26 protein-coding genes and 2 pseudogenes are annotated in these 22839 nt (G+C 68.4%); 15 read left to right on the forward strand and 13 right to left on the reverse strand.

The genetic code is table 11. From position 1 onward, the window contains the following. The gene (locus F9C41_RS00305) at window positions 1–327 is read left to right on the forward strand and encodes a DUF1048 domain-containing protein (RefSeq protein WP_155384556.1); all 327 of its coding nucleotides are present in this window, start codon (window positions 1–3) and stop codon (window positions 325–327) included. 79 nt (window positions 328–406) lie between these two features. On the opposite strand, the gene F9C41_RS00310 is transcribed toward F9C41_RS00305, so the two are convergent. Beyond that, a complete protein-coding gene (locus F9C41_RS00310; RefSeq protein WP_155384557.1) occupies window positions 407–1114 on the reverse strand; it encodes a VOC family protein in 708 nt (235 codons plus the stop codon). Window positions 1115–1306: 192 nt separating this feature from the next. Between F9C41_RS00310 and F9C41_RS00315 the strand changes: the two genes are divergently transcribed. The 3 genes from F9C41_RS00315 to F9C41_RS00325 all read left to right on the forward strand — a co-directional run bounded on the left by F9C41_RS00315 (window position 1307) and on the right by F9C41_RS00325 (window position 4624). Then, entirely contained in the window at window positions 1307–2263 is a 957-nt protein-coding gene (locus tag F9C41_RS00315) for a cyclase family protein (protein ID WP_230689168.1), read from the forward strand. Window positions 2264–2440: 177 nt separating this feature from the next. Then, window positions 2441–4285, forward strand: coding sequence for an alpha-galactosidase (locus F9C41_RS00320; protein WP_196279554.1), 1845 nt, complete (start codon window positions 2441–2443; stop codon window positions 4283–4285). 111 nt (window positions 4286–4396) lie between these two features. Further along, on the forward strand, window positions 4397–4624 hold the full coding sequence (locus F9C41_RS00325) for a hypothetical protein (protein ID WP_196279555.1): 228 nt from the start codon (window positions 4397–4399) through the stop codon (window positions 4622–4624). Window positions 4625–4759: 135 nt separating this feature from the next. Here the strand turns inward: F9C41_RS00325 and F9C41_RS00330 are convergent, their stop codons facing one another. Continuing rightward, window positions 4760–5314: a Clp protease N-terminal domain-containing protein gene (locus tag F9C41_RS00330; protein ID WP_155384560.1), complete on the reverse strand. Its 555-nt coding sequence runs from the start codon at window positions 5312–5314 to the stop codon at window positions 4760–4762. A 176-nt stretch (window positions 5315–5490) separates the two neighbouring features. Here F9C41_RS00330 and F9C41_RS00335 point away from each other — a divergent pair, with 176 nt between their 5' ends. From F9C41_RS00335 to F9C41_RS00345, 3 genes are all read left to right on the forward strand, one after another. Next, window positions 5491–5679 carry a hypothetical protein gene (locus F9C41_RS00335; protein WP_155384561.1) on the forward strand — a complete coding sequence of 63 codons (189 nt, stop codon included), beginning with the start codon at window positions 5491–5493 and terminating at the stop codon, window positions 5677–5679. Between the two features lie 364 nt (window positions 5680–6043). Next, window positions 6044–6724, forward strand: a complete 681-nt coding sequence (locus F9C41_RS00340) for a 2-phosphosulfolactate phosphatase (RefSeq protein WP_196279556.1) — start codon at window positions 6044–6046, stop codon at window positions 6722–6724. Between the two features lie 206 nt (window positions 6725–6930). Then, window positions 6931–7587, forward strand: a complete 657-nt coding sequence (locus F9C41_RS00345) for an HAD family hydrolase (protein ID WP_155384563.1) — start codon at window positions 6931–6933, stop codon at window positions 7585–7587. Here the strand turns inward: F9C41_RS00345 and F9C41_RS00350 are convergent. Next, window positions 7482–7925, reverse strand: a pseudogene (locus tag F9C41_RS00350) (hypothetical protein); the annotation flags it as partial. The gene F9C41_RS00345 and the pseudogene F9C41_RS00350 sit on opposite strands and share 106 nt — an antisense overlap. A gap of 130 nt (window positions 7926–8055) precedes the next feature. On the opposite strand from F9C41_RS00350, the gene F9C41_RS00355 reads away from it, so the two are divergent. After that, window positions 8056–8493, forward strand: coding sequence for an STAS domain-containing protein (locus tag F9C41_RS00355; RefSeq protein WP_155384564.1), 438 nt, complete (start codon window positions 8056–8058; stop codon window positions 8491–8493). A 46-nt stretch (window positions 8494–8539) separates the two neighbouring features. On the opposite strand, the gene F9C41_RS00360 is transcribed toward F9C41_RS00355, so the two are convergent. The 4 genes from F9C41_RS00360 to F9C41_RS00375 all read right to left on the reverse strand — a co-directional run bounded on the left by F9C41_RS00360 (window position 8540) and on the right by F9C41_RS00375 (window position 10863). Beyond that, complete coding sequence (locus F9C41_RS00360; protein ID WP_155384565.1) at window positions 8540–8761, reverse strand: helix-turn-helix transcriptional regulator; 222 nt, start codon at window positions 8759–8761, stop codon at window positions 8540–8542. 13 nt (window positions 8762–8774) lie between these two features. Beyond that, complete coding sequence (locus tag F9C41_RS00365) at window positions 8775–9182, reverse strand: hypothetical protein (protein WP_155385346.1); 408 nt, start codon at window positions 9180–9182, stop codon at window positions 8775–8777. A 273-nt stretch (window positions 9183–9455) separates the two neighbouring features. Continuing rightward, entirely contained in the window at window positions 9456–10199 is a 744-nt protein-coding gene (locus F9C41_RS00370) for an MIP/aquaporin family protein (RefSeq protein ID WP_230689169.1), read from the reverse strand. A gap of 166 nt (window positions 10200–10365) precedes the next feature. Then, window positions 10366–10863: a carboxymuconolactone decarboxylase family protein gene (locus F9C41_RS00375; RefSeq protein WP_155384566.1), complete on the reverse strand. Its 498-nt coding sequence runs from the start codon at window positions 10861–10863 to the stop codon at window positions 10366–10368. A 47-nt stretch (window positions 10864–10910) separates the two neighbouring features. On the opposite strand from F9C41_RS00375, the gene pdxR reads away from it, so the two are divergent. Continuing rightward, on the forward strand, window positions 10911–12377 hold the full coding sequence (gene pdxR, locus F9C41_RS00380; protein WP_155384567.1) for a MocR-like pyridoxine biosynthesis transcription factor PdxR: 1467 nt from the start codon (window positions 10911–10913) through the stop codon (window positions 12375–12377). A 153-nt stretch (window positions 12378–12530) separates the two neighbouring features. Next, entirely contained in the window at window positions 12531–13484 is a 954-nt protein-coding gene (locus F9C41_RS00385; protein ID WP_269058897.1) for a phosphotransferase family protein, read from the forward strand. Here F9C41_RS00385 and F9C41_RS00390 read toward each other — a convergent pair. Further along, window positions 13411–14169: a DeoR/GlpR family DNA-binding transcription regulator gene (locus F9C41_RS00390; protein WP_155385348.1), complete on the reverse strand. Its 759-nt coding sequence runs from the start codon at window positions 14167–14169 to the stop codon at window positions 13411–13413. The two genes, F9C41_RS00385 and F9C41_RS00390, sit on opposite strands and share 74 nt — an antisense overlap. A gap of 58 nt (window positions 14170–14227) precedes the next feature. Here F9C41_RS00390 and F9C41_RS00395 point away from each other — a divergent pair, with 58 nt between their 5' ends. Next, window positions 14228–15451, forward strand: coding sequence for an MFS transporter (locus F9C41_RS00395; protein WP_407924655.1), 1224 nt, complete (start codon window positions 14228–14230; stop codon window positions 15449–15451). Window position 15452: 1 nt separating this feature from the next. Here the strand turns inward: F9C41_RS00395 and F9C41_RS00400 are convergent, their stop codons facing one another. Together F9C41_RS00400 and F9C41_RS00405 are read right to left on the reverse strand one after the other, a co-directional pair. Further along, window positions 15453–15989, reverse strand: a complete 537-nt coding sequence (locus tag F9C41_RS00400) for an RBBP9/YdeN family alpha/beta hydrolase (RefSeq protein WP_155384570.1) — start codon at window positions 15987–15989, stop codon at window positions 15453–15455. Window positions 15990–16064: 75 nt separating this feature from the next. Then, window positions 16065–16556, reverse strand: a complete 492-nt coding sequence (locus F9C41_RS00405; RefSeq protein WP_155384571.1) for an SRPBCC family protein — start codon at window positions 16554–16556, stop codon at window positions 16065–16067. A gap of 435 nt (window positions 16557–16991) precedes the next feature. On the opposite strand from F9C41_RS00405, the gene F9C41_RS00410 reads away from it, so the two are divergent. The 3 genes from F9C41_RS00410 (at window position 16992) to F9C41_RS00420 (ending at window position 19422) form a co-directional block, all read left to right on the forward strand. Beyond that, window positions 16992–17591: a methyltransferase family protein gene (locus tag F9C41_RS00410; protein ID WP_230689171.1), complete on the forward strand. Its 600-nt coding sequence runs from the start codon at window positions 16992–16994 to the stop codon at window positions 17589–17591. An 84-nt stretch (window positions 17592–17675) separates the two neighbouring features. Next, window positions 17676–18623: a MerR family transcriptional regulator gene (locus F9C41_RS00415; RefSeq protein ID WP_155384572.1), complete on the forward strand. Its 948-nt coding sequence runs from the start codon at window positions 17676–17678 to the stop codon at window positions 18621–18623. Between the two features lie 139 nt (window positions 18624–18762). After that, the gene (locus F9C41_RS00420; protein ID WP_155384573.1) at window positions 18763–19422 is read left to right on the forward strand and encodes an MSMEG_1061 family FMN-dependent PPOX-type flavoprotein; all 660 of its coding nucleotides are present in this window, start codon (window positions 18763–18765) and stop codon (window positions 19420–19422) included. 808 nt (window positions 19423–20230) lie between these two features. On the opposite strand, the gene F9C41_RS00425 is transcribed toward F9C41_RS00420, so the two are convergent. After that, window positions 20231–20914 carry a rhomboid family intramembrane serine protease gene (locus F9C41_RS00425; RefSeq protein WP_155384574.1) on the reverse strand — a complete coding sequence of 228 codons (684 nt, stop codon included), beginning with the start codon at window positions 20912–20914 and terminating at the stop codon, window positions 20231–20233. 189 nt (window positions 20915–21103) lie between these two features. Here F9C41_RS00425 and F9C41_RS41010 point away from each other — a divergent pair. Then, window positions 21104–21349, forward strand: a pseudogene (locus F9C41_RS41010) (helix-turn-helix domain-containing protein); the annotation flags it as partial. Window positions 21350–21483: 134 nt separating this feature from the next. Here the strand turns inward: F9C41_RS41010 and F9C41_RS00435 are convergent. Next, window positions 21484–22107: an ATP-dependent Clp protease proteolytic subunit gene (locus tag F9C41_RS00435; protein WP_155384576.1), complete on the reverse strand. Its 624-nt coding sequence runs from the start codon at window positions 22105–22107 to the stop codon at window positions 21484–21486. A gap of 4 nt (window positions 22108–22111) precedes the next feature. Then, complete coding sequence (locus F9C41_RS00440; protein ID WP_155384577.1) at window positions 22112–22708, reverse strand: ClpP family protease; 597 nt, start codon at window positions 22706–22708, stop codon at window positions 22112–22114. Window positions 22709–22839: the final 131 nt, after the last annotated feature.

A 22839-nucleotide genomic window follows, 5' to 3' on the forward strand; every position in this document is an offset into this window, starting at 1 on the left:
GTGGGAATCCAAGACATCATCGAGGGCAAGAAGCAGTGGCGGGCGCACGTGGCTCGGGTCAAGGCACTCCCGCCGGACTACCAGATCGTCTACAAGGAGATGCAGAAGTACCTGTTCAAGGTCGGACCCATCGACCTTGCTGATGGGCGTCTGCTCCCCGGGATCGTCGACTTCTTCGAAGGAGGCGCCGCCGACGGCAAGGGAGTACTGGAGCTCATCGGCACCGACGTCGCCGCCTTCTGCGACGACCTGATCAAGGACTCGCGCACCTACGCGGACGTCTACCAGGAGTCCATCAGCGCGAACCCCGGCGTGGACGAGAAGTAACATCCGCCCTCGACATGCGAGCGCACCAACGTTGTGGCTGGGCAGTGGCGAACCGCCTGCCCAGCCAAACGTCGGCGGTTCACTCCTTCTTCGCAGCGGACACGTCGACGCATACGATTCCCCTGTTGCCGTCCTGGTCGGCGATCACGGTGAGCGAGGGTGCGTTGCTGTCATCGACGACGGTCCCACCCGCGGCGAGGGCGGCGGCGATCCGTTGCTCGGCCACCTCGGGCGCCACGTAGACCTCGATGTGGAACCGCTGACGCGGGGTCTCGTGCTCGGCGGCGTCCCCGAACCACAGGTTCGGCACCCGGCCCGTGGCGTCCCGGATCTCGTCGCTGGGGGACCCGTGGCCCTGGGCCTCGGGGTTCCCGGTCAGCAGGGCGGCCCACACCGGGGCGATGGTCGCGGAGTGCGCCGTGTCGAGGCCGAGCTCGATCATGCTTACCGAGGCCGGGTCGGCGTCGACCTTGTGGTCGGCGGCGATCTCGGTGATCCGTCGCGCGAGGTCGACATCCTGCTGGGTCACCCATTCGATGACGTGCTCGGTGCCCTCGCCGTCGCGGTAGACGGCGTCGTCGGTGATCAGCTTGAGGTCGACGTACCCGTTGCCGATCGACACGCGCGGGTGGTGGCCGAGCGCGTCGCCCGCCTCGCCCACCGCGGCGACGAACCGTGCGCCGGTGCCGAAGTCGCCGACCCGGTAGCGGGCATGCAGTCCCTGTGCCAGCTTGCGCCAGTCGGTCAGGTTGGCCTCGGCGATCTTCTCGCCCTTCAGCATGTCCATAGACGGGGACCCTATCTCGGGTTCAGCCGCAGCGCTCGCGCTCATCGCGTCGCCCGTTTCCTGGTGCTGGGCCGGCTGTCGGCCCGCCGATGTAGTGTCATGCCAGCTCATGAGCGGGCCATGGCATGTCGAGGGAGAGGGCGGGATTCCCCCTGCGGTGCCTCGAACCGCGTGACCGGAGGAGTCGCTGGGATGACGGCAAGTCGACCGATGCCCACCCAGGACGACGTGCTCGGGTACTTCAACACGCTGTCTAACTGGGGACGGTGGGGCGTCGACGACGAGCTCGGCACTCTGAACCACATCACCGACGACGTCCGGCTGGCGGCGGCGCGGGCCGTGCGCCACGGCAAAAGTGTGTCGTGCGCGTGGGAGGTATCCGTACCGGAAGACATGGAGCGGTCGACGACGACGTGCCCCTGCGCCGCCGACATGCCGGGCGCCGAGAACATGCCGGTGGCCGCATTCCACGCCGACCGGCGCTGGGGCTTTTCGTCCGAGCGGCTCGGCATCGCGTTCCACGGCAACACCCTCACCCACATCGACTCGCCGTGCCACATCTTCTGGGACGGCATGATGTACAACGGGCGGTCGCACTCGTTGGTCGACGCCGCCACGGGATCGGCGTGGGCGGCGGTGACGGCGGCGGCGAACGGGATCATCACGCGTGGTGTCCTGCTGGACATCGCGGGCGTCCGCGATGTGCCGTGGTTGGAACCGGGGCAGGGTGTGTCTCCCGACGATCTCGAGGAGGCCGAGCGTCGTCAGGGTGTGCGGGTGCGGCCCGGCGATGCGGTGCTCCTGCGGACCGGTTACGGCCGCTTCCGGCACGAGGCCGGTGAGGCCGGTGGTTTCACGCAGGCGGGCTGGCACGCGTCCTGCCTGCCGTGGCTGCATGAACGGCAGGTCGCGCTGATCGGCGCCGACACCCCCCAGGACGTTCAGCCGTCGGGATACCCAGACGTCCTGATGCCGGTTCACGCCGTGAGCCTCGTCGCGATGGGCCTGTGGATGCTCGACAACTGCGACCTGGAGGCGTGCGCGACGACGGCTGCCGAACTCGGCCAATGGGACTTCCACCTCGCAGTCGCACCGGTCCGCTTCGCCGGTACGTCCGGCAGCCCGGTCAACCCGATCGCCACATTCTGACCGTGGCAGGCCGGCGACGGCGATGACGTCAGCGGACTCTGAGGTGCACGCCAGGCCTGAGCGGGAGATGACCGCGTAGCGGCAGCGCTACTCGTACGGAATCGCTTTACTTGACAGCGTCAATGTGACCGCTAACACTGATGCGGACCTATGGGTGAATGTCCTCGGGAGGGTCCGATGAGCCGTGTCCTGGTACGCCCGGCGGAAGAGCGCCGGATGGTCAGCGCAGTGCTGACCATTGTGGCGCTGCTGCTCGCCGTCGGGCTCGCGGTCAGCCCGCAAGCGCCTGCCGCCGCGTGGGACAACGGTGTGGCGTCCACCCCGCCGATGGGCTGGAACAGCTACGACTCGTTCAACTGGAGCGTCACCGAGGCCGACGTCCGGGCCAACGCCGACTACATGCGCGACAACCTGCGCCAGCACGGCTGGCAGTACATCGTGATCGACTGGGCGTGGTACTTCCCGGGTCGGCACAACAACAGCCCCAACCAGGACGCGAACCTGCAACCCCGGCTGCGGATGGACGCCAACGGCCGGCTGCTGCCGGACACCACGCGGTTCCCGTCGGCGACGGGCAGCAACGGCTTCAAGCCGCTTGCCGACTACGTACATGCGCAGGGGCTGAAGTTCGGCGTGCATCTCATGCGCGGCATCCCGCGCCAGGCGGTGGCCGACAACGTGCCGATCCTCGGGACCAGCTGCCGCGCCAACCAGATCAACAACAGCACGACCGCGGCCTGGCTCAACCTGATGTGGGGCCTGAACATGTCCAATACATGTGCGCAGGCCTATCTGGACTCGGTGTTCCAGCTGCTGGCCGGTTGGGGCGTCGACTTCGTGAAGGTCGACGACATCGCGGCGCCGACATACCGGCAGGCGGAGGTCGACGGCTACCGGCTGGCGATCCAGCGCAGCGGCCGACCGATGGTGCTGAGCCTGTCGCCCGGGGCGACGCCGGTCGCCAGCGGCTCGCATGTGCAGGCCAACGCGCACATGTGGCGGATCGTCAACGACCTGTGGGACAACTGGTCGGCGCTCGACGCGCTGTTCGAGCAGCTGCGTGCCTGGACGCCGTACCGGGCGACGGGTGCCTGGCCCGACCCGGACATGATCCCGATCGGGCGGTTGTCGAAGTACGGGCCGGTCGGCTCGCCACGCTATTCCGGGCTCACCGCCGACGAGCAACGCACCCTCATGACACTGTGGGTGATCAACCGGGCCCCGCTGATGTGGGGCGGGAACCTGGTCGAGAACCGCGCCGCCGAGCTGGCCTTGATGACCAATACCGCGGTGCTGGCGGTCGATCAGAACAGCACCAACAATCGCCAGGTCACTGCGGGCACCCGGCAGGTGTGGACCGCCGACGTGCCCGGCGGCAACCACAAATACGTGGCCCTGTTCAACCGCGAAGGCGCGGCGGCGAACGTGTCGGTGAACCTCGCCGAGCTCGGCGTCGGGTCGGGCACCGTGACCGACCTGTGGTCGGGCGCGAACCTCGGCACGGCAAGCGGTACCTTCACCCGCTCCCTGCCCGCGCACGGCGCCGGCCTCTACCGGGTCGCGACGCAGACCACCACGCCGACGCCACCGCCGACTCCCACATACACGCTGACCGCGCGGCACAGCGGCAAGCTGCTGGACGTCTACAACGCCGCCACGGCCGACGGCGCGAACGTCGTGCAGTGGGTCGCCAACGGGCAAGCCAACCAGCGGTGGCAGTTCCGTGACGCCGGCGGAGGCTACTACAACGTCGTCAGCCTCAACAGCGGCAAGTGCTTGGATGTGTACGGCGGCGCGAGCGCCACCGGCGACGGCGTCCGCGTCGTGCAGTGGACCTGCGGCACCGGCACCAATCAGCAGTGGCGCATCCAGGACGCTGGTGGCGGCTACCTCCAGCTCGTCGCCCGCCACAGCAACAAATGCCTGGACGTGGTCAACGCCGCCACCACCGACGGCGCTCAGGCCGTCCAGTGGACCTGCGGCACCCGCACCAGCCAACACTGGCAGCGCACCCAGGCATAGAACCGTGCCGCCCAGCGAAGGTGCTCGGTCGGATGCGACGTGACCGCGGCAGCGCGTTCATGTTCACGGGGCTGCGCGGAGTAGCTTCCGGAACCGGCTACGGTACCTGGCATGCCAGAAGCCTTCGATCAGGCAGCGCTCGATATCGGCGTCGAGCCGCGGGCAGAGTCTGCGGTGCCGGGACTGCGATACATCGCCGACTGGCTCAACGCCGATGCCGGCGCTGCCTTGCTCCAGGGCATTGATTCCGAACCCTGGTCAGCGCAGCTGAAGCGGCGCGTGCAGCACTACGGGCACCGATACGACTACGGTCGCCGAGCCGTGGCCGCCGACCAGTGAGTGATCCGCGATGCTGGCCCGCTGGGTCGATGGGCAGAGCCAGCCGCACCACGCGAGCAGCTCAGGCAGGCCCGCCGGTCGCGGTGCCGACGTGGAGCATGCGGTGGCTGGATTGCGACTCCGCTGAGCCACGATTCACCCAGCGTTCTCCTCGCCGAGGGCGTCCGAGCATCGAGCGAGAAGGCGATCAACGAAGGCCAAATCCCTTTGCCCGATCGAGGTCTTGAAGATCGGCAGCGGGTAGGGAACTGGAGCCGGGTCCTCAGCGAACAATGGCTGCGACTGGGCCTGGATGGGATTCACCCCGAGCAGCCTCAGCAAGTGCGGGCCGGAGCCGCTTTTGTCGCGCAGCACGCCTTGCAGGATGTGTCCGGTCCCGGCGAGGTCGTGTCCCAGTCGGCGAGCCTCACGCAGTGCGTAAACCAGCGCCTGTTCGGTCCCGCGTTCAAATCGTGGTCGCGATGGGCACAGCTCCATCGTGGCGTACTCCACGCGCTGATCGACGGCTTGGTAAGTCACCCCCTGGACTGTCAACGCCCCATGCGCGGCGCAGCCGTCGTCTTGGAGCAACTCCAGCAGCAGGTGCCGCGTGCCGACCGTGTCATGGCCACGGCTTGCCGCTGATTGGTAGGCCGCCATGACGACAAGCCGCGCACGGTCACTGAACGAGGGTGATGACAGGACAGCCACCCCGAAGAGGCTAGCTGACTTCCTTGCCGGCAGTGCCCGCCGTGGGGTGCCGCCAGACAGCTCGGTCAGGGGTGAGCCGCCGCGGGCGTCCCTTCAGCGGCTTGCGTCATCGCCGGTCACCCCCAGCCTGCGGTGCGGGGCAGTGGCGATGGCGCTCGCTGCGTACCCTGCCCGCTGTGAACTACACGGCACCGAACTTCTCGAAAATCTCGCCGGACCGCTATTTCTTCGGGCTTGGCATGTTCCTGTTTTGTATGGGCTTCTTCCTCGACAAGGAGAAGTTCCTCATCGCGGGCGGTGTTCTCTTGATCGTTGGGCAGTTGATGCGCGTGGAGACCGCGATCAGGCAGCGCAGTTCCAACTAAGTCATAAAGCGCATACGGTTCAGCGACGGAGATCCGGTTGTTGGCGGCGTAGCGCAGCGCAGCCGCCAACCAAGGGTGAGCCGCCGCAGGCGGCCTTATCGGGGTTTGGGTCACGGCGACGTGATCCTTCTCGTGTGCGACGACTCAGCGATGAGCGGAGGTCACTGGTTCTCGCGTCCTGGGGATCATGACCGCTGGTCAAGTAGGCCAGGTAGCGCAGACGCCGGACAGGGCGCCCACCGCATGAAGATCGGGCCAGAGCGGCGAGCGCACCACATGTCCGGATCTAGCCGATGACAGCGCGCCAGCTCACGCTGCGAGAATGTCCTTGCAAGTCGGACTTCCACGGCGAACGATCAGTGCCGTGTCGATCGTAGGTATGGATGCCGAAATCGCGACTGGCGGAGTCGTCGTCGTCATCGATGTCATCCGGGCTTTCACGACGGCCGCGGTCGCCTTTGAGCGTGGCGTGACAGAAATTGCCTGCGCGCCGTCGGTCGAGGTCGGCCGAGGTCTCCGGCGGCTACATCCGGATCGTCTTCTGGTCGGGGAGGCCAACGGGCTCAAGCCCCCAGATTTCGACTTCGGGAACTCGCCGTTCGAGATGTCGACGGCGCAGCTCGACGGCCGACGTTTGATCCAGGCGACATCGAACGGCACGCTCGGGCTCGCCCGGTGTCCGGATCCGGCGGCGCTGCTCGCGGTGTCGGCGCTGAATGTCGGTGCCACCGCACGATGGATCGCGAGCAACCACGCCGACATTCCGCGCACGCTCATCTGCACCGGGCGGACCGCTGAGGACTGGGCCTGTGCGAGGTACCTGGCTGACCTTCTCGACGGGTCGGCGCCGGCATGGGCGGACCTGGTCACGGGCATAATGCACGGCGCTGCCGAGCATGCTCATGCCTATGCGCGACTACCCGCGTCCGAACGCGTTGATCTTTCCGGGAACCTCCGCTTCTGTTGCGATGTCGACCGATCCGAATTCGCCATGGTCGGCGAAGCCCGCAAAGATCACGTTGTCCTCGCCAAGGTGCCGTGCTGACCTGCCTCATTCCGCAGCCCGCCGACCAGGTCAGACACCGCGCAGCATGCCCCGCATCGCCGCGCTGCCAGCCGGGTCGGTGGTTCTCGCTGAGGACGAGACCCACCTGGACCTGCTCGCGCGGGTGCGGGACGGCTGGATCCCGGTCGGACCAGGCGATCCCGTCTATGATCCACTGGCAGCGCGGCCGTTACGGGGGGACGCAAGTGATCGAAGCGATCTTTTTCGATGTCGGCGGGACGATTCTCGACGAGTCCCGCGAGTTCGAAACCTGGGCGGACTGGTTCGGCGTTCCGCGGCATACGCTTTCGGCGGTCTTCGGTGCGGTGGTCGCCCGGGGTCTGGACTGGCAGGAGACGTTCCGGACCTTCCGGCCCGGGTTCGATCTCGCGGCCGAGCTCGAGCGCCGGGCAGCTGCCGGCAAGCCGGAGTCGTTCGGCGAAGAGGATCTCTACCCTGACGCGCGATCGTGCCTGAGCTCTTTGAAGGATCAGGGCCTGTTCGTGGGCTTGGCCGGCAATCAGCCGGCTCATGCTGAGACGATCCTGCGCGCTCTCGACCTCTCCGTGGATGTGATCGGCACGTCGCATGGTTGGGGCGTGGCCAAGCCGTCACCGGCCTTTTTCGAGCGCGTCATTCGGGAAGGCGGTGGCGATGCGTCTTCGATCCTGTACGTCGGCGATCGGCCCGACAACGATGTACGCCCGGCCATGGAGGCCGGTATGCAGACGTGCCTGATCCGGCGCGGTCCGTGGGGTCACATCCTCGACATGCCAGCCGTGTCTGAGCAGTGCCTGTTTCGCATCGATTCGCTGGACGAACTTCCGAGCCTGGTTGCCAAGCACAACACGGCAAGCGGCTGATTCGCCGATAGTGCGGGGAGACACGGCCGGGTGGCGATGTCGTTGTGCACGCCGTCGCCGCCGGCCGGTCCGCGTCGGTTGACGACGAAGTACGACTGGATGCCTTCGGCGAAGTATTCGCCGATGTTGCTGCCCGCGTAGGTGTTGCGCCACAGGCCCGCCGCGCGAGCGGCGTTTCAGGCATTGGCGAGCTCAGGCGTGATCGCCGGGTCGATGTGCTGCAGGGACATGTAGTGCAGGGTGTGCCCGAACTCGTGCACGAACACGTTCTCCGCACCCTGGTTGTCCATGACGTTGCTCTCGCTGGCCAGCGACAGCGGGAACGAGGTCGCTGTGCCGACCCGGCACATCGAGCACACCGGCTGTCGGCTTGTTACTCAACCGTGACGTATTTCGAGGATTAACGATGCGTCGTATGGGGAAACGTCAGCGAAATCCGACCATCACGACGATGTGAGCGAGCGGCCGATGACCGAAAAGCTGGAGCTGCGCCTGTACACCTCGTCGGCGGGCGTGTACCTGACCGCCCGCGGGCGGCTGGACTCGACCACCGCACACCAGCTGGGAAGAGCGATCGGTGTCGCGCTCGACCGCTATCCCACCGACCGGCTCACCGTGGACTGCGCAGGCCTCGACGCGATCGACGCTGCGGGAATCAGCGTGCTGATGCTGTTCCGGTCCAGTGCGCTGCGAGTAGGCGTACACCTCACGATCGCCGATCCGCCGCCGCACATCCGCGCTGCCATCCGGGCCCTGCGTGCCGACCAGCTCCTTGTGCCCACATCCCACGACCATGCGGATGGTGTCCCATCGCTGCATCGCCCGGCCCCGCGCCGCTCCAGCGCCGCACCTCACCACTGTCTGCGTCCACCGACTGGCACGCGGCGCCCACGGCGGACACGATGATGCTCAGACAATCGTGATCGTGTCGGACCAGAAGCTTTGTTGCCGCTCACTCAGCGGCCTGGGTCGTCGTGTCGGCCCGGTCGGGCAGGAAGATCTCTTCGATGGTCAGGCCGAAGATGTCGGCGATCGTGAACGCCAGCGGCAGGCTGGGGTCGTACCGCTCGGTCTCGATGGCGTTGATGGCCTGTCGGGAGACTTTGCACCGGTCGGCGAGGTCGGCCTGGCTCCACCGGCGGGCTGCTCGCAGTTCGCGTAGCCGGTTCTTCATCGGTGCGGTGCCTTCATCGGTTGAAGCGGGTGCGCAGGTCCGCGGTCACATGCCAGATCATCATGCCGCCGATGATGATCAGTTGCGTGAGCTGGTGGACCTGGATGACGCCGGCGGAATCGAGCACGGCGGCCACCTGCAGTGCCACGAGGACTACCGCGAACGCGATGGCCATGCTCTCCAGCTGAATCTTGCGGAGGTATTCGTCCGCACGCCAGAACGCCCGCAGCATGGCCCAGGCCATGGCGAGCGCGAACACGCCGGTGGCGGCAATCCACCATGCCTTCTGGGTCGCGCTCTGTTCCGGACTGCTGCCCAGTGCCAGGGCCACCCAGCCCAGCGTGACCACCGGTAGGCCGTCGATGAGGACGGCACGGCGGGCCGCACGCGCCACTTCGTTCTGCTGTGCTGGTTCCGTCATGGCACGAAGGTAAGCCGTCCCTTCCATTTAGTCAAGCGTCCATGACATTGTGACAAGCGAGCATTACATTGATGGGGCGTCTTCCCCGTCGGCTCCCGCGGCCACCACGGAGATCGCACTGGTCGGCGATGGAAACGAGCCGGCAGCTCCGGGATGCGGCGACTGTCCATCCGAGACAGTCGCCTGTTTCCTTCGGAGAGCCGGACGCCTGGTTGACCAGGCGTCACCTTCCTTGGGCTCAGGCGTCGGGGCGGGTTCGTCGGCCGCCGGCGGTCACGCGGGTTCACCGTATGGCTGGATGCGGCGTACCAGCAGGTGGTGGACCGCGGCGCCGAGGGCCGCGCCCAGGATAGGCGCGAGCAGGTAGATCGCCAGATCGGTGGACTGGCCGGAGAGCAAGGCCGGGCCGAACTGGCGGGCCGGGTTCACCGATCCGCCGCTGAGGGGCCCGAACACGGCGATTACCAGCGCGACGGCCGCGCCGATGGTGTAGGGCATCAGGCGCACGAGCCCCGGGCGGGCCACGAACAGTCCGATCAGCAGGGTCAGGACGAGCATGCCGGTGGTCTCGGCGAGGAACACCGAGTCGGGTCGCCAGGCCGGGGAGGGCCTGATCGCCGCGTGCGCGACCGATGGAAGGGAGACCGCGCGGCCCCAGGTCAGGCGGGCCAGGGCCGTGCCGGCCACGGATCCGGCGAGCTGGGCGAGTATGTAGGGCAGGACCCGGCGGCCGGGGAAGGCGTCCATGAGCCACAGTCCGACCGTCACGGCGGGGTTGGTGTGTCCGCCGCTGCGGCGCCCGGGCGGGCTGAGGATCAGGCCGGTGAGGATGGTCCCGCTGATGGCGCCGATGACGACGAGCGCGACGCGCAGGTCGGCGATGTAGAGCGCGGAGGCCGGGTCGCGCAGCCATCGCACAACTGTCACCGCGAGGAACAGCAGGACCGTGGCGAGCAGGAACTCGTCGGCGGCACGCAGCAGAATCTGCCTGTGCTCGGCAGCGGTGGAGGCGCTCACGTAGATCTCCAGGTGTTCGGATCCGGGCGCTTCGGGCCGACGCGGGTGACCGGGCGCTGCGCGGGGACACCTCGGGTCCGTGGCCGCCGGATCGGGCGTCCTGTCACTCGGTCGAGCGGCGGGCCGCCGGTGCGGCCCTGGGCGCGGTGTGGCTGTCGGCTGTGGTTCAGCTGACCGGTGTGTAGTGGCCGGGCACCGACCGGGTGGTCACCCCGATGCGGTTGAACGCGTTGATCGTCACGATCGCGGCGATGAGGTGGGCGAGTTCGGTCTCGTCGAACTGCTCCGCGGCCCTGGCGTACACGGCGTCGGGGACGAATCCGTCGGTGATCACGGTGATCGCCTCGGTGAGCTCGATGGCCGCGATCTCCCGTGCCGTGTAGAAGTGCCGTGACTCCGTCCACGCGCCCAGCTGCATGATCCGCTCGAAGGTCTCGCCGGCGGCCAGCGCGTCCTTGCTGTGCATGTCCAGGCAGAACGCGCAGTGGTTGAGTTGCGATGCGCGGATCTTGACCAGCTCCAGTAGTTCCGGCTCCAGGCCGCGCCCGGCGGCGCCGTCCAGGCGGATCAGGGCCTTGTACGCCTCGGGGGCGAGCTTGGCGAAGTCCAGGCGGGCGGGGTGCTCGGGAAGCCGGGTCACGTGATGTGTTTCGTTGATCGTCATGCCCACCACCGTACGGCGGAAGTGGTACCAGAGTATGGTCCATTCCTGTGACAGAAGCGCAGACCAATTCTGCCCAGCCGCCGCCCGTCACCGGCGCCGACCTGCACCTGGAGCTGCACGGATCCCGGCTGCGCGCCGGGCTCACCGCCGCCCTGCGAGACGCCGTACGCACCGGCCGCCTGGCGCCGGGCACCCGGCTGCCCGCATCCCGGTCACTGGCCGCCGACCTCGGTGTCTCCCGCAACACCGTGGTCAACTCCTACGCCGAGCTGGTCGCCGAAGGCTGGCTCACCGCCCAGCAGGGCTCAGGTACCCGGGTCGCCGACCGCACCGAACCGCCCCCGGCCACGCCCGAGCCCCCCAGCGCCGCACCCAACTCGCGCCGGCCCCGATACGGGCTGCTCACCGGCATACCCGATCTCGCGAACTTCCCCCGCAGCCAGTGGCTGGCGGCCGCCCGCCGGGCACTGGCCGCCGCCCCGAACGACGCCTTCGGCTACGGCGACCCGCGCGGGCGCGTCGAACTGCGGGCCGCGCTCGCCGACTACCTCGCGCGGGCCCGCGGCGTGTACGCCGACGCCGACCGCATCGTCGTGTGCTCCGGCTTCCATCACGGCCTCGCACTGATCGCCCACGTGCTCAAGGAGCGGCAGGTCCGCGCGGTGGCCGTCGAGGCGTACGGCCTGGACCTGTACCGCGACCTGCTGACCAACGCCGGCCTGGACACCCCGCCGCTGGCCGTCGACGAGCACGGGGCGTGCACCGACGACCTGGCCCGGCTGCCTGAGGCAGGCGCGGTTCTGCTGACCCCGGCGCACCAGTTTCCCACCGGCGTCGCGCTGTCCCCGCAGCGGCGCGCGGCGGCCGCCGACTGGGCGCGTGCCACCGGAGGCCTGCTGCTGGAGGACGACTACGACGGGGAGTTCCGCTACGACCGCCAGCCGGTCGGCGCCCTGCAAGGACTGGACCCCGAGCGAGTGGTGTACTTCGGCTCGGCGAGCAAGTCCCTGGCCCCGGGCGTACGGCTGGGCTGGATCGTGCCGCCCCCCGAGATGATCCCCGACATCGTGGCGGCCAAGGGCTACGGCGACTACATGACCAGCACCCTGGAACAGCTGACCCTCGCCGAGTTCATCACCTCGGGCGGGTACGACCGCCACGTGCGCTCGATGCGGCAGCGCTACCGGCGCCGACGCGAGCAACTGGTCGCGGCACTGCACCAGCGCGCACCCGGTATCCGGGTCGCCGGCATGGCTGCGGGCCTGCAAACCGTACTCGACCTGCCACCCGGCACCGAGAACTCGGTGATCCAGCGGGCGGCCCGGCGGGGACTGGCGGTCAGCGGCCTGGCGCAGTTCGCCCACCAGGCCCCCGACGCCCGCTCGCCGCAGCCGCCCCGAGACGGCCTGGTGGTCAACTACGCGGCACCGTCGGACAGCGCCTGGACCGGGACGCTGGAGGCACTGTGCGACGCAATGCCCGCCTCAGCAATCGGCAGCTGTTCCCATGCGTAACGCCTATACGAGAAGGGATGTAGGGGCGGCGACCGCGATGTCCGCTCCGCGCGAGATCATCTCTGGCGGAGGGCGCGAAGATGGATCGATGAACTGCCGGCCCCTAGAATGCGTGAGGTGGACCTTTCGCATCTCGGCGCACCGATCGGGCCGATGATCCGGATCTACGGCGGGTTCGGCAACCGGATGTACCGGCTCGACACCGACCAGGGGTCGTTCGCGGTGAAGGAGTTGAACCTCGTCGACCGCCGCTGGACATATCGCGTCGAGGACGTGTTCAGGTTCGAGCGGGCGGCCTTCGCCGCCGGTATCCCGATGCCAGAGCCGATCTCGGTCAGCCACGACACGCTCGTCCACCGATGGGTCGAGGGAGAGAAGGTGCCTGAAGCACCGGTGTCGGCGGCGTACGCGTGCGAGATCGGTGAGATCCTCGCGCGTATCCACGCGCTCGACGTCGCGTGGACCCAGGTGCCGATCGAGGAACCGACGTCACGGGACTGGCCCGAGCTCGCCGCGCGGGCGTCGGCGACCGGACAGCCGTGGGCCGACGAGCTCGCCTCTCACGTCGAGACGTTCCTCGCGATTGCCCACTTCGTCGACACCTGCGAACGGCCGGGCCCCGTCGTGCTGACCCACAGGGACATCCAACCGTGGAACCTGCTCGCTCGTGAGGGTCGGCCGGTGGTGCTCGACTGGGAGCTCTCGGGGCTGCTCGACCTGTCCGGTGAGCTCGGCTCGACCGCGCTGAGCCTCGCGAAGGGGCCTGGCTTCGACGGCATCGAGCCCGCCATCTTCCGCTCGGTCCTCGACGGTTATACCGCGGGGGGCGGGGCGCTGCCGCCGTCGGGTCCAAGCTGGTTCGTGTTCATGATCGGCGGCTGGCTGGGGTTCACGAGGTGGAACATCCTCCGCTGCCTCGCCGGTGTCGAGGCGAGCACCGGCCCTGAGCTTGCGCTGTCGCACGAGTCCGTGCGCAACGGCGTGCGCGGCCTCCCCGACCTGTTCGGCCGACTTCCGGAGCTCCAGGCGCTGCTCAGACCTGCTCCACCGCGACGCCGATCGACGCGAGCGCCTGTACCTCCTCGTCGGCGGCCTCGGTGGTGGTGACGACGACGTGCAGTGCCGATGCCGGCGCGACGAAGGCCAGCGCTGTGCGGGACAGCTTTGCGGGCTCGGTGACCGCGATGACGCGCCTGGCCGAGGCGATCATGGCTCGTTTGACGGCGGCGTCGGCGAGGTCGTAGGCGGTCAGGCCTTGTGCGGCGGTCAGGCCGCAGCACCCGATGACGGCCGTGTCGAAGCGCAGTGCGGCCAGGGACGCCTCCGCGAGGGGGCCGATGAGGGACAGTTCGCCAGGGCGTGGCTCGCCGCCGGGCAGCAGCAGTCTGAGCTGCGGTGCTGTGGCCAGCGCGTTGGCGGCGTGCAGCGACAGCGGCATGACGGTCAACCGGCGGTGGGCCAGCGCGCGGGCCACCTCGAGGCAGGTCGTGCCGCTGTCGATGACCACCGCCTCGCCATCGGCGATCATGTCGGCCACCGCCGCGGCGATACGGCGTTTGGCCTCGGCGCCCTCGTGCGCGCGTGCCGCGAACGGGGGTTCCTCTCCGCGCAGGAGCAGGCTTCTTGCCCCGCCCCGGTACCGCTCGAGCGCGCCCTGATCGGCGAGGGTGTCCAGGTCGCGGCGGATGGTCATCTCCGACGCGTCGGTCAGCTCCGCCAGCTGGGCCACCGTCAGCTGTCCGGACTGGCGTACCGCGGTGACGATCTTTCGGTGTCGCTCAGCGCTCACCATGGCATTGAACACCATGAGCAGCACTCCAGGCCAGTTTCGAACATGAAAGTTGTTTGTTATGTTCGAAACCATGTTACGTTCGTTGCGCTCGGCCCGGATGACCACCTTCGCCTACTTCGCCCTCAACGGTGTCGTCCTGGGCCTGTGGGTCGTGCACATTCCAGCAATCGAGCACCGGGCCGGTATCAGCCACGCCACCCTCGGCTGGCTGCTCCTGCTGCTCGGCGGTGGCGCGTTCGCCGGGATGCAGGTCGCCGGGCCGCTCACCGACCGCTTCGGCGCCCGCCGGGTCGTCCCCCTCAGCGGCGCACTACTGAGCGCATCTCTGATACTGCCGTCTCTGGCGACGAACGCCTGGACGCTGGCAGCCGCACTGCTGGTGTTCGGCATAGGCAACGGCTGCCTCGACGTCAGCATGAACGCCCACGCCGTCCAGGTCGAAGCCGCCTACCAGCGGCCCGTCATGTCAGCGTTCCACGCATTGTTCTCCGTCGGCGGAGTACTGGCCGCGCTGCTGGGCGCCCGAACCCTCAGCTGGGGATGGAGCCCCGCCACCACACTGACCGCCGTCAGCGTCCTCGGCCTCGCCGCCACGCTCGTGTCCGCGAGCAGCCTGCTGCCCCCGCAACAACCCGCGACCACGCCCGAACACTCCGCACGCCCGTCCGTGCGGCAGCCAGTGCCGCGACGCATCTGGGCGCTCGCCGCGCTCGCCCTCATGCTCATGCTCAGCGAAGGCGTCGCCGCCGACTGGAGCGCGCTGGCGATGCGCGACGTGCTCGGCACCTCCGCGGCCACCGCCGCGTTCGCGTACGGCGCATTCGCCACCGCGATGACCGCCGGCCGGTTCCTCACCGACCGAGTCGCGGCCCGGTTCGGCCCGGTCTCGATCGTCCGCTACGGATCGGTCATCGCCGCCGCCGCCATGACCCTGATCGTCGTCTCGCCGACCGTGCCGGGAGCCGTCCTCGGCTGGGCCCTGTTCGGCATCGGCCTGTCGGGCTCGGTCCCGCAACTGTTCAGCGCGGCCGGTCACACCGACCCGGCCGGTGCCGCGACCAACATGTCCCGCGTGGTCGGCCTCGGCTACGTCGGCATGCTCGCCGGTCCCGCCGTCATCGGCGCGTTGACCCACCTCATGCCGCTCAACCACACATTCCTGCTGCCCGTGGTCTTCTGCCTGACCGCAGCAATCGCCGCCCCCATCCTCAAACCCGCTCAGCCCCGGCCGGGCGATCGCGCGACCGCCGCCGTACAAGCTGTCAGCCAACCGGTGGGGTAGCTCAGTCGATGAGTCGGTCGAGCAGTTCGAAGGTGTCGTACTGCTGGTTGTAGTCGCCGAAGTGTCCGTCGTCGCGGATGATCTGCGTACCGCCGAGGCGCTCGAACATGACGCGACCCTGCGCGGCGTCACACCCGTACGGATCGCGGGTGGAGTTGATGAAATAGATGTCGCGCACATGAGCACTGATCGCGGCCCAGTCGTACTCGGCCTGCAGCACCGGCTCCTCGGAATCGTTGGGCTTGGTCGAGTACCCCGCCACGAGTATCGCCTGCGCCACGGTGACGTCGAGGTGTTCCAGCAGAGCCAGCAGGAATGCCGCACCGCCCGAATGCCCGACAAGCACGGTTCGCTCATCGAATCGATGGCCGGCCAGCACCTTCGGCAACAAGGTGGCTACAGGCTCGGCGTTCATGCCGGGGTAGTGCGGGATGTCGACGGCATACCCGCGTTCACCGAGGCGCACGCCCAACCATCGAAACCAGAGAATCTCCGGCGACCCGCCCGTGCCGTGGAAGATGATCGCGTTTGGCTGCATACGGCAGCACGCTACCGTCTGCCCCCACCCGGGGAGGCGACTGATCCCATCGGCCGGCAGCTGTCCGGAAGCAGATCAGCCCTTCGCTTCGCGGACGTCCTGTCCCTGCTCGGCAAACGCCTTGAAGTCCTGCATGTGCTGGAGCGACTGCTTGCGGAAGGCGCCGGGCATCAGGAGCCCCACCAGCCGCATCAGCAAGCCGCTGAACCGGTATTCGCTCTCGCTCACCCAGAGCGTCGTCTCCGGACCGGCTTCGGTCAGCCGGTCCCGCTGGGCGCTCCACATGCCCTTGCTGACGATCTCGCGGTCGAAGTGAACGACGCTGCCCTTCGGGATCCCGCGCAGGTCTGCCGGTTCCCGGCGGGTGATGGTCTCGGTGGCCTCGATCCTCTGCTGCCCCATCTGCAGCACGACCCGCGACTTGGTGCCGATCTGCCCGTGCACCCCGCTCAGCGGCTCGTGCAGCACCATGCCCCGCAGCCACTTCGGCAGGTGCGCCGGGTCGGCGAGCAGCTGCGCCACCCTCTCCCGCGGCAGGGCGATCTCGATCGAGACGGTGTACTTCATGGCGGAGCGCTCCAGGTTCCCGAGTGAACGGGCGTACCCTAGCAGCCTCGCCTCATGCTGAGCGTGTCCCAACCTCGTTTCGGCTGGTGAGCTGGGATCGACAACCGGGTCGTTCCGCTCGGGTCGGATCGACGCGGGTCACGATGCGGTATTGATCAGGGCGGTGCCGAAAGGGTCTCGGATCAGGTACTGCTGGGCGGCTGCGGGTACCGGTCGGAGATCATCGTGTAGTTCTACCGCACCAGGCGACACGCGATACGGAGACCAGGCGGGGACCACGCGCTATGCGCTCCGGCGCATCGCCTACCTCGGGCAGGCGCCAAACCGTCACCGATGCCGATAGCCTGGAACGCTGCACGAGAGCACGGGTTCGTGGTGGCCTTCTGGAGGCGTTTCGGCTGTTCGCGGCGATACGCCTCGTGTGACAATCGCGGTGTGCCCGTGCCGTATATAGAGATGTCGAACGTGGCGCGTACTGCCTTTTTCGTCAGTGTCGGCGCCTTGTCGGCGGGCGAACTGCTACGGACTCTCCTGCAAGCGGGCCGCGGCCGCCGCGGAGCGCAGCTCGTCGATTTGCGTGCGGAGGCCGTGTTCAGGGTGATGTTCGTCGGGGCGATCCTGCTGCTGCCCACCGGCCGGGCTGTCGCCCCGGCCGCTGTCATCGGCGGAGGTGTGTGGATCTTCGCGCTCGGGCTGGTGATCGGGTGGCTTGGGCTGCTGCTGCGCTGGTGGTCTTTTGTGAGCCTGGGGGAGTACTTCACCGTGGTGGTGAAGACCAGTGACGACCAGCCCGTCGTCGACCGCGGTCCATACCGGGTCCTGCGACACCCGAGCTACACCGGTCTACTGCTCGCCTTCACTGGATTCGGCTTGATGCTGGGAAACTGGGTCAGTGCCGTAGGCTCGTTCGTCTTGTTGCTGATCGCCCTGATTTATCGCCTTCGGATCGAAGAATGCGCTCTGAGCGCCGCGTTGGGCGACCGCTACCGGCAGTTTGCCGCGTGCCGCGCCCGGCTTGTCCCCTACGTGTGGTAATCCGGGCCACGGAGCCTGGAACTCCCTGCCCAAACGACCCCTCCGGCTTGACGTTCCACCCGGTGGAAGGTGCACGCTCAGTCCATGGACGACGCACTCGACCTCTACACGATCGGGCAGGTCGCCGACCGCACCGGCATGCCTGTCCGGACCATCCGATTCTGGTCCGACAGCGGAGTGGTGCCCCCAGTGGAGCGGTCCACCGGCGGATATCGGCTGTACGACGTGGCGGCGGTGGCCTGGCTCGACCTGGTGCGGACGCTGCGTGAGCTCGGTCTCGGGCTCGAGGCGATCCAACGGCTGCTGGCCGGACAGGCGACCCTCGGCGAGTTGGCGCAGTCGCAGGTCGAAGCCCTCGACGGCGAGATCCGCACCCTGCGCCTGCGCCGCGCCGTCCTGCGCACTGTCGCCGCCCGGAGCAGCAGCAGAGAGGAGACGGTACTGATGCACCAGTTGGCCAAGCTGTCGGCGGGGGAACGCCGCCGGATCATCGACGACTTCGTCGACAGCGTATTCGCCGATACCGCAGACGATGACAGCACGGTGATCGCCGCGTGGATGCGCGACGTGCCCGCGGAACTACCCGACGATGCGACGACCGCGCAGGTGGACGCCTGGTTGGAATTCGCCGAACTGGTCACCGACGAGGGCTTCCAGTCCAAGATCCGGTCCATGGTGCTCGACGGTGCGGGTGACAACCGCCTCGAGTTCGGGCTGAACATCAGGCCGCTTGTCATGGAGCTCGCGGGCCACGCGATCAAGCGTTCGATCGCGCCCGGTTCACCGGAGGGCCGGGCGGTGCTGGACCGGATCGTGCCCCGAGACCTGCCCGTCGAGGAGACGTCCGCCCTGATCGGCTGGCTGGAAGTCGTCGCTGATGCCCGGGTGGAAAGGTACTGGCAGCTTGTCGCCGTGCTCAACGGCACTGATCCCGGTGCACCGGCCGTGCCCGCGTTCGAGTGGCTTCTCGGCGCGCTTCGCGCTCACCGCGAATGCCATGACCGGGATGCGTTGCCGGGTCGGCCGACATGACGGTTCGCCGACGGCGTTACGGCGGACGGCGAGCGCAGGTGTCACCAGCGGGTTGACCTTGGCCTCGGGTCAAATGGCCCAGGCAACGGCAGGTAAGTGGTCTGGTCGTCAGCCAGGCCGGTCCATTAGGGTCGGCGGCATGACGCCTGCCGTTGCCGCCAGTGCCTTCGACTCGCTGCGCCTGGACGCCGTGCCCGACCAGGAGGCGCTGCGCCGGGCCTACGAACTCCCCAGCGACGCCGCCGTGCGCAAGCAGATGACCGAACTCACCGAGCAGACCCGGAGGTTGATCGGCTGCTCGTCGCTGGTCCTGGTCGCCAGCGTGGACGCCGAGGGCAACTGTGACGTCACCCCGCGCGGCGGCCCCGCCGGGTTCGTCGCCGTCCTGGACGCGCGCACGGTGGCGATACCGGACGCGACCGGCAACAAGCGTCTGGACACCCTGCAGAACGTCATCGCCACCGGGCGGGCCGGGCTGCTGTTCGTCATCCCGGGGCGCGCCACGACGCTCAGGGTGAACGGCCGGGCCTGCGTCTCCACTCGCCCCGAGTTGCTGTCGCAGCTGACCGCCGTGGGCAAGCCGCCGGCCAGTGCGCTGGTAGTGGGGATCGAGGAGGTCTACCCACACTGCCCCAAGGCGCTGCTGCGCAGTGGGGCCTGGAAGCCGGAGCAGTGGCTGCCGGCGGACGCCCAGCCGACCTCGGCCGAGGTGACTCTGGCCCAGCTGCGGATGCCGGAGCTGACGATCGCTGACATCGAGCAGGCGGAGGCGGATTCGCTGAAGTACCGGTATGAGTGACGGGACGCACGGCGATCGTGTGATCACCGCGGGCGCCCGCGGGGCTGTCGTCACCCAACTGGTGCTCTGACCGCATACCTTCACCGGGTCAGGTGGCCGTGGGCGGAAAAGGCCCGCCATGCGTCCCGGGCACCTGCTTATGATCAAATCGTGCAGTTGCTTTCTGGCAGCAACGATCCGCTGGTCAAGGCGTTCCCGGCCGAGCTTGCTCGCGACGCCGAGGCGGTTCTTGCGATCATGCCTGCGTCTCGCTTGTCGCTCCATGCACCGTTCGTGGTCGTTGTCCAGGGTCAGCAGGTCTGTATCCCCGGGCGTCTCTACAACGACGAGCCGCCGACGGAAGTGGAGGCGTCGCTCTCGCAGCGCCAACGACAGCTTCTGCACTGCCTGTACTCACGGCACTGCGACGGGAGGGTCAGGCAGCGCCACATCGCGAAGATCGTTGGCTCTGCGGACCCGTGGGTCATCCCGTTCGTCGTGCAACTTGTCGGCGAGTACGTCGTGGAAATCCTGGTCGCCATCTGCGATGACATTCGTGATCTCGTTGCGCCTGGCGCCAGCGGCCACCTCGCTTACGGGCAGTTCATCATGGACAACCCGGCCTTCTTCGCACGCATTCAACGGCAGGTGGTGAGCTACTGGAGCTGCTACTACCGTTCCGCTTACCCGACATTCCGCGGCTACCCTGGATGCACACTTCTCGATCTCCTGCGGGCCGCTGCCTCCGACAGAGCAGGACACCCCTGGCCCAACCTCACACCAGCTGCCAGCACCAGGCTGAGTGCCGGACGCAGAGTCAACTGCGCGGTCAGACCGCATCGGGTACGTCGGCACCCAGCTGCGGCGATGGCCGCAGCCGGGAGCGGTAGGCGAGGCCGCCGGCGGCGATTCCGCCCAGCAGCGCAGTGCCGTGCAGGTCGGCGGCCATCGTCAGGCCCACCCCCACGATCAGGGCCACCAGGCAGTATGTCCAGCGGGGCGCGCGGCCGCGCCGGCTGATGAGCAACCCCGCCAGGACCGCGAGTGCCACGTAGGACCACAGGGCGTCCACGGCCGACGTGGCGACGGCGAGGGCGTACACGGCGCCGATCGCTGCGGGCAGCGGGTCGCGGCCGTGCCATGCCGCGACCGCGGTGCCGCCGGCCAGGCCGCACAACCCGATCGAGCTGCCGGCGCCGACAGTGTCGAACAGCAGCCCGCCGGCTTGGCCCAGGGCGACACCGCCGAGGAAGTACAGCAGCCAACGGCCGGGGCCGACGGCACGCTCCGCCAGCCATCCGAGCACCAGCAGAAAGCCCAGGTTGCTGACGGTGCCCGGGACACCGCTGTCCTGGACGAGCGAGGACGTGACCAGCCGCCAGAGCTGACCGTCGGCGATGAGAGCAGGATCGCGCCGCAGGCTCGTCTCCAGCGACGGATAGGCGAACTGCAGCAGGCTCGGTACTGCGGTCAGCAGGAAGACGATCGCGGTGACACGGGGGAACGGCCGCATGTCGGCATGATATGGCCGCGCGGCACCTGACTCGTCGGCCGGCTCAGACGCTGTCGGCTGCGCAGCGGCCCGCGCAGGCGATCGGCGACTGCGGCATCAGGAGCGCCCTGGAGCACCTCGGCCGGTTGCCCGCTCTGCCGGTAGCGAACTCACCTGTCAGGTCGTGGCCGTCCCGGCTATAAACGATCCATGCTGAATCCGGCGGAGCGGGCACACGCCCAGGCACCTGCGCGTCGAGTGCTGTTGCGCTCGGTGCTGGGCGAAGCACTGCGGCGTCTGCGCCTCGAACAGGGGCGCACGCTGGCCGAGGTCGCGCTGGCAGCGCGGATCTCGATGCCCTACCTGTCCGAGGTCGAGCGCGGCCTCAAGGAGGTCTCCTCCGAGGTGCTCGCGGCGTTGTGCGCGGCGCTGGGCATCGAGCTGTCGGACCTGCTCGTCGCCGTCGCGTTTCACATCTCGGCGAGCAACGGCGCGGTCACGGTGCTTCCGGTCCGCCGGACGGCCGTGGGGCGGTTCGAGGTGGCGGCGCCGCCGACTCGGCGAGCCGGCGACGCCTACGCCCTGGCCGCCTAGTCTGTCGGCGTCGTTTTCACGGTGGAGATGACCTGATCGGCCAAGCCGTACGCGACGGCCTCGGCGGCGCTGAAAGTCTTGTGCCGGTCGAGGTCGTGCCGGATCTTCGGCGCGGGATGACCCGTGTGACGGCTCAGAATGTCGTCCATCTCGGCTCGCACCCGCGACACGTCGCGGGCCCGGATCGCGAGGTCCGGCAGCGAGCCCTGAGCCACGTCGAAGGAGCCCTCCTCGGTCGACGGCTGGTGCAGCACCACCTTGGCGTGGCGGAGCACCGCCCGCTTGCCGGCCGTGCCCGCCGCCAGCAGCACGGCTGCCGCCGAGGACGCCTGCCCGATGCACATGGTGGCGACGTCCGGCCGGACGTACTGCATCGTGTCGTAGATCGCGGTCAGGGCGCTGTAGGAGCCGCCCCGTGAGTTGATGTAGAACGAGATGTCCATGTCGGTGCTCTCGGCCTGCAGATGCAGCAGCTGCGCGATGATCACGTTGGCGACGTCGTCGGTGATCTCCGTGCCGAGGAAGATGATCCGCTCCGACAGCAGCCGGGAGTAGATGTCGTAGGCGCGTTCGCCGCGCGAGGTCCGCTCGACGACGGTGGGAATCGTGTACTGGCCCACGGCCCTAGACCCCCATCCGCTGCTTGACCACGCGCGGGCGGATGTCGTCGAGGTGGGTGACGATGTGATCGACCATCCCGTAGTCGAGCGCCTCCTGCGCGCTGAACCAGCGATCGCGCTGCCCGTCCTCGACGATCGCGGCCACCGGCCGGCCGGTGTGCCCGGCGGTCAACACGCTCATCATGTTGCTGAGCCGCTCCAGCTGCCCGGCGTAGATCTCCACGTCGGCCGCGGTGCCGCCGAGACCGGCCGACCCCTGGTGCATCAGGACCTGTGCGCTGGGCAGCGCGAACCGCTTGCCCGGTGTACCGGCGCACAGCAGGAACTGTGCCATGCTGCCTGCCAGCCCCATCGCTACGGTGATCACATCGTTGGGGATGAGCTGCATCATGTCGTACACGGCCAGCCCTGCCAGCACGGACCCGCCGCGCGAGTTCAGGTACAGCGCGACGTCGCGGCGCGGGTCCTCGGCGGACAGCGCCAGCAACTGGGCGCATATCCGGTTGGCGATCTCGTCCTCGACGTCGGATCCGAGCACGATGATCCGCTCGTGCAGCAGTCTCTTGCTGAGTTCGTCGTCCAGGGTGGCGGTGACAGCCATGTGTGTGCTCCTGTTCCCTCGGGTCGTTCGCGTTCCACGATCACGCCCGAGGGTGCGGTCCACCAAGGCAATCTGCTGACAGCGACTTAGCCCAGAGCAGAGCAACGGCCGCCACCTCAGGTGGCTCGCCG

The sequence above is a fragment of the Catellatospora paridis genome (assembly GCF_009720365.1).
GTDB lineage: Bacteria > Actinomycetota > Actinomycetes > Mycobacteriales > Micromonosporaceae > Catellatospora > Catellatospora paridis.